Annotated in this window: 1 protein-coding gene; it reads right to left on the bottom strand. The window is 69.4% G+C overall.

The features are described 5' to 3' along the window. Nucleotides 1–708: ketoacyl-synthetase C-terminal extension domain-containing protein (locus NQU54_RS48705; protein ID WP_306279896.1), on the bottom strand; the 708-nt coding region annotated here is incomplete at both ends.

Raw genomic sequence — 708 nt, 5'->3', positions numbered from 1 at the left:
GCTCACGCCCCATCCCCAGCCGCTGACTCCCCTGCCCCGTGAACAGGAACGCCACCTTGCCCTCGGCAACCGTGCCCTCGACCACACCCGGGGCGGACTCACCCCGGGCAACCTCGTCCAGGGCCGCGAGGAATGTCTCACGATCAGTGGTGATGAACGCCGCGCGCTGTTCCAACGCCGCGCGGCTGGTGGCGAGCGAGAAGGCGAGGTCGGCCGCGCTCGTGTCCGCATGGGCCCGGAGATGAGTGGCCAGCCGCGCGGCCTGGGCGCGCAGCGCCTGACCATCCTTCGCCGACAGCAGCCACGGCAGCGCCGACAACTCGCGCGGCTCCAGCTCCTCCACCGGAAAACCGGAAGCCTCCGGGGCCTGCTCGATGATGGTGTGCGCGTTGGTGCCACTGATGCCGAACGAGGAGATACCGGCCCGGCGCGGACGACCCGTCTCCGGCCACTCCACCTGCTCGGTCAGCAGGGAGACGGCCCCCGTCGACCAGTCCACATGCGGCGACGGCTCATCCACATGCAACGTCTGCGGCAACACACCATGCCGCATCGCCAACACCATCTTGATGATGCCCGCGACACCGGCGGCAGCCTGCGTATGACCGATGTTCGACTTGATGGACCCCAGCCACAAGGGCCGGTCTCCATCCCGCTCCCGCCCATACGTGGCAAGCAGCGCCTGCGCCTCGATCGGGTCACCCAGCG

Origin of the sequence: Streptomyces malaysiensis subsp. samsunensis, from assembly GCF_024519315.1 — a bacterium.
GTDB lineage: Bacteria > Actinomycetota > Actinomycetes > Streptomycetales > Streptomycetaceae > Streptomyces > Streptomyces malaysiensis.
Note: the sequence above shows the minus strand (reverse complement) of the source record. Positions and strands in the feature narration are given on the sequence as shown.